This is a genomic window from Alteromonas sp. KS69, assembly GCF_003989595.1.
Classification (GTDB): Bacteria; Pseudomonadota; Gammaproteobacteria; order Enterobacterales; family Alteromonadaceae; genus Alteromonas; species Alteromonas naphthalenivorans.
Genome location: NZ_PYHU01000038.1, coordinates 117,164 through 124,427 on the forward strand (window position 1 = coordinate 117,164; position 7,264 = coordinate 124,427).

The following is a 7,264-nucleotide window of genomic DNA, read 5'->3' on the forward strand; positions in this document are numbered from 1 at the left end:
TTACTTGGCATCTTGAGACTCCAATACTTCAACATCAGTCAAAATAGACTCCTTTTCTTTATGTAAAATTCTGTATAAGGCAGGGATGACAAACAGAGTCAAAATCGTTGACGAAATAATGCCACCAATGACTACTGTTGCCAGAGGCCGCTGAACCTCCGAGCCTATGCCTGTATTTAACGCCATAGGAATAAAACCTAATGAAGCAACGAGTGCGGTTGTTAACACAGGTCGAAGACGCGTCAGCGCACCATCAAAGATTGCTTTATCAAGTGCCAAACCATCTTTGCGCAGTTCTCTGATAAACGACACCATAACCAGTCCATTTAGGATGGCGATGCCCGATAAGGCGATAAAGCCAACCGCTGCCGAAATTGAGAACGGAATATCACGTAGTAACAGCGCAGCAATACCACCAGTTAATGCAAGCGGAACCCCCGTAAAGATGATCATGGCATCTTTAAACGAGTTAAGGGCGAGGATTAATAAACCAACAATCATGATTAAAGTGACAGGTACAACAATACTCAGGCGCTCTGAAGCGGATTGCAGTTTTTGGTAAGTGCCGCCATATTCCACCCAATAACCAGCAGGTACTTCAACGTTTTCATTAATGGCTGCTTGTATGTCTGCAACAAAACTACCTAAGTCCCTACCACGAACATTGGCAGTTACTACCAATCTACGTTTACCATTTTCACGATTTATTTGGTTAGCACCCGATATCAGCTCAATATCAACCAATTCTTTAAGTGGTACTGTATGTCCATCAGCCAACGTTATCGGTAAATAAGGTATTGAATCGATATCATTACGTTTGGACTCTGTGAGCCTTACTACAATATCTGAGCGCACATCGCCTTGATAAAACTTACCTGCAACTGTACCGCCCATAGCCATTGCCACTTGAGACTGTACTTGGCTAATACTAATACCAAACTGCATCAGTTTTTCACGATTTGGCACAAGATTAAGCATGGGTAAACCAGTGGTTTGCTCAACTTGTATATCTACGGCACCTTCAACCTGAGAGATTGCACCCTCTATCTCACTGCCTAACGTAGTCAACGTATCAAAGTCATCACCAAACACTTTTATCGCAAGTTCAGCTCTCACCCCAGCTAACAATTCGTTAAAACGCATTTGTATTGGCTGTAAAAACTCATATCGGTTCCCCGGAATTGGCTCTACTAGCGCGGCTAACTCTTCTACAACTTGAGTTTTTGTCTTATCTGGATCAGGCCACAACTCGCGAGGTTTCAGGATAATGAAGTTATCTGCGACACTTGGCGGAACGGCATCAGTTGCAACGTCGGCAGTGCCTATTTTGGCAAAGACGCGTTCAACTTCTGGCATTTGTTTAATTTTATCTTCTAAAGATTCCTGAAGCGCGATTGCTTGAGACAATGACGTACCCGGAATTCGCAGCGCGTGCATGGCAATATCACCTTCATCCAAATTAGGCGCAAATTCACTACCTAACTTAGTTGCCTGATAACCTGAGAAACCCACTAATACTGTTGCGGCTATAACAACGAACCAACGGGCTTTTAAAACCCAGTTTAAAGCAGGCTTGTAAAGAACAGTAGCACCACGAATTATTGGGCTATGTTTTTCTTTCACAGGCTTTTTAAATAACAAGGCAACCATAGCGGGTACAAAGGTAACCGATAACACCATAGCGCTAAGTAACGCGATAACCACGGTGATCGCCATCGGGTGGAACATTTTGCCTTCAACACCCTCAAGAGCAAAAATGGGTAAGTAAACAGCGGTGATAATAAACACGCCAAATAGCGCTGGACGTATGACTTCCTTTGTGGCTTCGAACACGAGTTCCATGCGTTCTTTTAGCGGCAGAGGTTTGTTTCCTGCTTGACTTAGCCTGCGAAGACAATTTTCCACGATAATAATGGCACCATCGACTAACAAACCAAAATCTAACGCGCCTAAACTCATCAGGTTAGCACTCACGCGAGTTTGTACCATACCTGTTACTGTCATCAACATGGCAAATGGGATCACTAAGGCTGTTAAAAATGCAGCCCTGAAATTACCCAGTAGCACAAAGAGTACAACGATAACCAATATCGCCCCTTCGATCAGGTTAAGCTGAACCGTTTGTAGCGTTTTATCTACTAATTTAGTGCGATCATAAACAGCAGTTGCGACTATACCTTCTGGTAAAGTGGCGTTAATTTCCTTGAGCTTTTCTCCCACGGCATGAGCTACTGTGCGGCTATTTTCGCCAATAAGCATAAATACCGTACTCATCACCACTTCACGACCATTTTGTGTAGCAGCGCCAGTTCTAAGCCCTTTGCCGTTTTCAATATCGGCTACGTCTTTTATATAAATTGATGAACCATCAAGCGACTTAAGCGGAATATTACCAATGGCAGTCATATCAGTAACCTGACCGGGCAGCCTTAACAACCACTGTGCGCCATTTTGCTCAATAAAGCCTGCACCTTGGTTTTGGTTGTTTTGCGAAATTGCATCAACCACATCGGCTTGTGACAGCCCAAAAGCAAGTAACTTTTCAGGTTTGAAAGCGACTAATATTTCACGCTCAAATCCGCCTATCGGGTTCACTTCTACTACACCCGGCACCCGCATTAACTGTGGTCTTATTGTCCAGTCATGTACGGTTCGTAAATCCGTTGGTGTAATAGGCGTGCCATCAGCATGTGTAGCATCAGGCTCAGCATCAACAGTGAACATGAATATTTCACCAAGACCTGTCGCAATTGGCCCAAGTTGAGGCTCTAAGCCCAGCGGTAACTCAGCGCGTGCCGCTGATAAACGCTCATTAACAAGCTGACGGGCAAAATAGACATCAGTATCATCACTGAATATTGCAACCACTTGAGATAGGCCATAACGAGAAACTGAGCGGGTATAGGTTAACCCCGGTAAACCCGACAATGCGGTCTCTAACGGAAAAGTTACCCTTTGCTCAACTTCTAATGGCGTAAACCCAGCCGCTTCGGTATTGATCATTACCTGCACATTGGTGATATCAGGCACTGCATCAATCGGTAGTTTGGTAAAATTCCATATACCCAAACCTGACACAGCTAACACCATCACCATGACAAGGAATTTGCGCTTTATTGAAAAGCGTAAAATTGACTCCAACATTTATACACTCCTAGTGATCGTGTGATGCGCCAGACTTTTCAATGTCGGCTTTTAAGATGTAGCTATTGTTGGTCACGTATTCGGTTCCCGCTTTTAGGCCACCTAATACTTCAATCCATTCGCCTCCAGTGCGGCCCAACTCAAGCATACGAACTTCATACTGCTCACCCACTTTGGCGTAAACAACAGTAAAGTCTCTAAAACCTTGTAAGCCAACACGCTTTACAGCCAGTGGCACATCAATGGTTGCAACTTCAATGTCAGCTTTTACGAAGCCGCCTTCGGCAAGGTTACGACCTTCTAATTCGACCCAAACTATTCTTGCCTGATCATCTCTCACGCTAGGTTCAATAAATGACACCTCACCTACAAGGGGGTCCTCATGACCTTCAATGTTTAACGTAACTGGCGTTTCCAGTTTAACCTTGGAATAATCCGAAGGATAAACCGCTAATTTGGCAATATGGCGATTAAGATTGGTAATGGTGAGTAAGGTTTTACCATTAGTTTGCTCACCCGCGTTTGCGAATAACTGGGTAATAACACCGTTAATGGGCGCTTTAATAACGTAGGGCTTAAGACTTTCATTACTTTCTACTGTGAATAGCGTTTGCCCTTTTTTAACAATTTCACCGTAATTGACGTGTAATTTGGTGATTTCACCATCGAAACGCGCAGCAATGTTTCGCTTAGCGTCCACAGGTAAACTTAATTTTCCATAAGCGGGTATGGTTTGATGAATTGTCGCAGGGCCTGCGATTTCAGTGTTGATTTCCATTGCATCGGCAACTGCCTGTTCAATTGTGGTGCGACCCTCGAAGTTGTCATATCGCCAATTGTACTTTTTACCCTGATAAGTTGCTTCAATGGCAACAACAAAAGAGTGAGGCTCATAAATCACCATATCACCGCGAAGAAAGTCACCTTGAGCATTGAAGTTAATATCATCAGTGCCATCGCCTAGGCGAATTAATTTTACGTTTAAATCGACATTCTTTGGGTCTATAGGTTGTCCATCATTTGTCGCCCAAACACGAAACTCTGGTGGCACACCAGTTTCAAAAATAGAGAGTTCAATGGCAAAATCACCATCTCGTAACATGCGCCCACGGTGTGGACCTTTCTCTGGTTCAGCTTGCTCTGCCGCAGGTGTTGATGCTGCAATAGCATTAGGTGCGACGACACCTGTGAATGAGATAATAATCGCCAAGCTCAATGACGACAGAATATTTTTATTTTTCATAAATTTACTCATGGTTTTACTCGCTATCACTAACGGGCACGCCAGTTAGGCGTTGAATTTCAATATGTTGTAAATGCAAAGATTGATAAGCATCAAGTAACTGATTTTGGGCGCTGAGCAGCTCTCTACGTATATCACTCCACTGGTTGTAGCTAAGCTTACCGATATCAAATGCCTGACTTGCTTCAGTCAATGCGGTTTCTAGTACGGGAATAATTTCAGCTTGAATCGTTTCAATGACATGGTGGGAATGCGCCATTTCTTGTAATAGCACATATAGCTGTGCATCCAGTTTCTGCATTAAGGCTTGTTGCTGAGTTGCCAGTACATCTTGTTTTGCGCGTAAGGCCGCTATTGTTCCTGCATTGCTATTGTCATTCCCCCAAGGAATAGATATACCCGCTACTAAACCAAAGTCATTTGTCGCTTCATATCGTCTCAATCCCGCAGTGAGTTGCCACTGAGGTTTTGCTTCAATGCGTGCAAGCTCCATTTGAGACTGAGCGATACGTTGTTCATTAACAAACTGCTGTATTTGTGGGACTTGCTTAAGCTTGATTAGCTGGCTTTCTACCGAGGGAATTTCCGGCTTAAGCATTAAATTCCCAGTTAATTTAAGCTCAGCCTGAGGCTTGCCCCATAAGGATGACAGTTGATAATGACTAGCTTTTAATTCGTGCTCTAAATCTTCTACAGCGAGATTTCTTCGAACCAGCTCGGCTTGAGCCAAGCGCATTTCAACATTGGAACTTTTACCCGCTTTTACTCTTTTGGCAATAGCGTCAACCACTTCCTGTGCCTGAGACACCGCTAATTGATTGAGTTTCAAGCGCTCTTGCTTTATCAAGATTTCAACAAACTGTTTAGCAACAATCGCAGATAAATCGAGGGCTTTTATTTTTTGCTCTACTATTACTGCATTTGCTTGGCTTTTTGCCGCATTAACTCTGCCATCAATTTGATCTTGTTGAAGCAACCAAGAGTATGTGAGCGTTGATTGCATACTTTGTAATGCGCTATGCTCACCTGTCCCTAACGCATCTTCAATCATTAAACCTATTTGAGGACGCTCTCCAATGCCAGCTTGCTCGATATTACCTTGCCACACAGCTTCTTGAGCTATCAAGGCTTTTAGCTCAGGATGACTTTGTAGAGTCATGGTCACAGCCTTGCTTAAATTTATAACCTGATGTGATGACTGTAATTGCTGCTGGGACTGCGCATTAGCCAAAAAGGGAGTTGATGTTACTAAACCAGCCCCCGTTGTTAAAACTAGACCAACAGCCAAAAACCGATTGCCGATCGGTTTTTTTCCGTTGCTTTTATAAAAATTAAATCTCATTCCATATCCTTAATTAATGGATGAAAAAAGTTTCGATAAAGTGATGAAAACTATCGACAGTGGATGCCGCTAGTACTGGCATAGTTGCCAATAATGCTAGAGTAATGATGATAGTAGTAAGTGACGGTTTATTAATTGGATTTAATAAACCCTCAACACGAAGACTCGTGTAATCATGTCCGAAGTAGCTAACAGACGCCTGATCGCAGTCCGTAGGAAGTGCTTTTTGAAGTCTAGCGACATCAATTAATGTCTGTGCGATATCAAGGTGGTCGTATTCTTTTGTGACCTCATTGTCGGCCATCTTTTCCGTCATTAAGACATATTGCTCGATTAGGGTTTGTTTTATACGTGACGGATAGAAGCTGGCAAGTGCCGTGAAAAGCACTTTAAATAACGGGTCTCTTGCCGTTACATGGGCCAGTTCATGATTAACGATGATATTAAGTTGTTCATCGCTAACTTGGGTTTGTAGTCCGGTTGATACATATATCTTGGGAGATATAAAACCTGTAGTAAAGGCAACAGGCACTTTAACAGGCATCAATAAATATTGATTGCCATTAGTCGTCCTAGCACCTTGTGCATCAGTAAAGCTTAGTAAACTCGATAATGCGATGGACTGTTTGGTTCTAACAAAGGTAGTCTTAGTTACGCGCCAAGCTAAATAGATTAGTGCTAAAAGTAAGGTTAACGCGTGCCAACTTGAAAAGCTAAAAATATCGATATGGTGCCAATGGGCAAAATCTTCGAACCAGCTTATGTTAAAAACTTTATCAAACCCTAACGAGTAAGGCATAAAGTAACCAATACAAGAAAAGGCTATCCACCAAGGTGCACTCACTAGTGACCACAATATAAACTTTTGACTATTAAAACTGACTTGTTTGAGTCTGAACAACACAAAACGAGATACGACAGCAACAGTTGCAATACCGATCACAAATGCAAGCACTGAAACACTGAGCAAATTTAGAACGATTGCCATATCTCCAACTAACATAATTAAGCCCGTTCCTTTCTTAGCTGGCGTTGTTTCTCGATCATTTTTTCTAATGTATCGAGTTGTTCGTCATTAAGCTGTGCCGAAGCAGAACTGAACGCAGCAATTAAGCTATTTTCACCATCATCAACAAAGTCACTGGTTACATTTGAAATAAGTTGAGCAATTAAGCCTTCACGATCTACTCTGGCTGAATAACAATACGCATGGCCTTGTTTAGTGCGTTTAAGTAATTCTTTTTTAAATAACCTATCAAGCGTACTTTGGATAGTATTTAACGAATTACCACGAGCTAACCCCAGTACTTTATGTACTTGCTTTGCATCCGCCTCTTTGACATTCCAGAAATGTTGAAGCACTAATTTTTCTAGTTCACCTAATTGCATAACACTTAACTCTATTTAATTCGCTGGCTATATTGCCACAACAAAAACCGATAGGCAATCGGTTTTTAGATTTAAGGGTATTATATGGGTTGGCTAATAACTAAGTATTTGATCACCGCTACGGTCATTGTGTAACCGTTCAGCAG

Annotated in this window: 5 protein-coding genes; all 5 read right to left on the reverse strand. The window is 42.4% G+C overall.

The window, feature by feature from the left end; all coding sequences use genetic code 11:
• Genes C7Y69_RS17555 through C7Y69_RS17575 form a run of 5 tightly spaced genes read right to left on the reverse strand, consistent with a single transcriptional unit; the run spans position 1 to position 7,118 of the window.
• A complete protein-coding gene (locus tag C7Y69_RS17555) occupies positions 1-3,144 on the reverse strand; it encodes an efflux RND transporter permease subunit (protein WP_126873592.1) in 3,144 nt (1,047 codons plus the stop codon).
• A gap of 10 nt (positions 3,145-3,154) precedes the next feature.
• Positions 3,155-4,387, reverse strand: coding sequence for an efflux RND transporter periplasmic adaptor subunit (locus C7Y69_RS17560; RefSeq protein WP_126873594.1), 1,233 nt, complete (start codon positions 4,385-4,387; stop codon positions 3,155-3,157).
• A 16-nt stretch (positions 4,388-4,403) separates the two neighbouring features.
• Positions 4,404-5,729, reverse strand: a complete 1,326-nt coding sequence (locus C7Y69_RS17565; protein WP_126873595.1) for a TolC family protein — start codon at positions 5,727-5,729, stop codon at positions 4,404-4,406.
• Positions 5,730-5,742: 13 nt separating this feature from the next.
• Positions 5,743-6,732, reverse strand: a complete 990-nt coding sequence (locus tag C7Y69_RS17570) for a M56 family metallopeptidase (protein WP_126873597.1) — start codon at positions 6,730-6,732, stop codon at positions 5,743-5,745.
• A gap of 2 nt (positions 6,733-6,734) precedes the next feature.
• Positions 6,735-7,118 (reverse strand): BlaI/MecI/CopY family transcriptional regulator, encoded by a 384-nt coding sequence (locus tag C7Y69_RS17575; RefSeq protein ID WP_028834938.1) that lies wholly within the window; start codon positions 7,116-7,118, stop codon positions 6,735-6,737.
• Positions 7,119-7,264 lie beyond the last annotated feature (146 nt).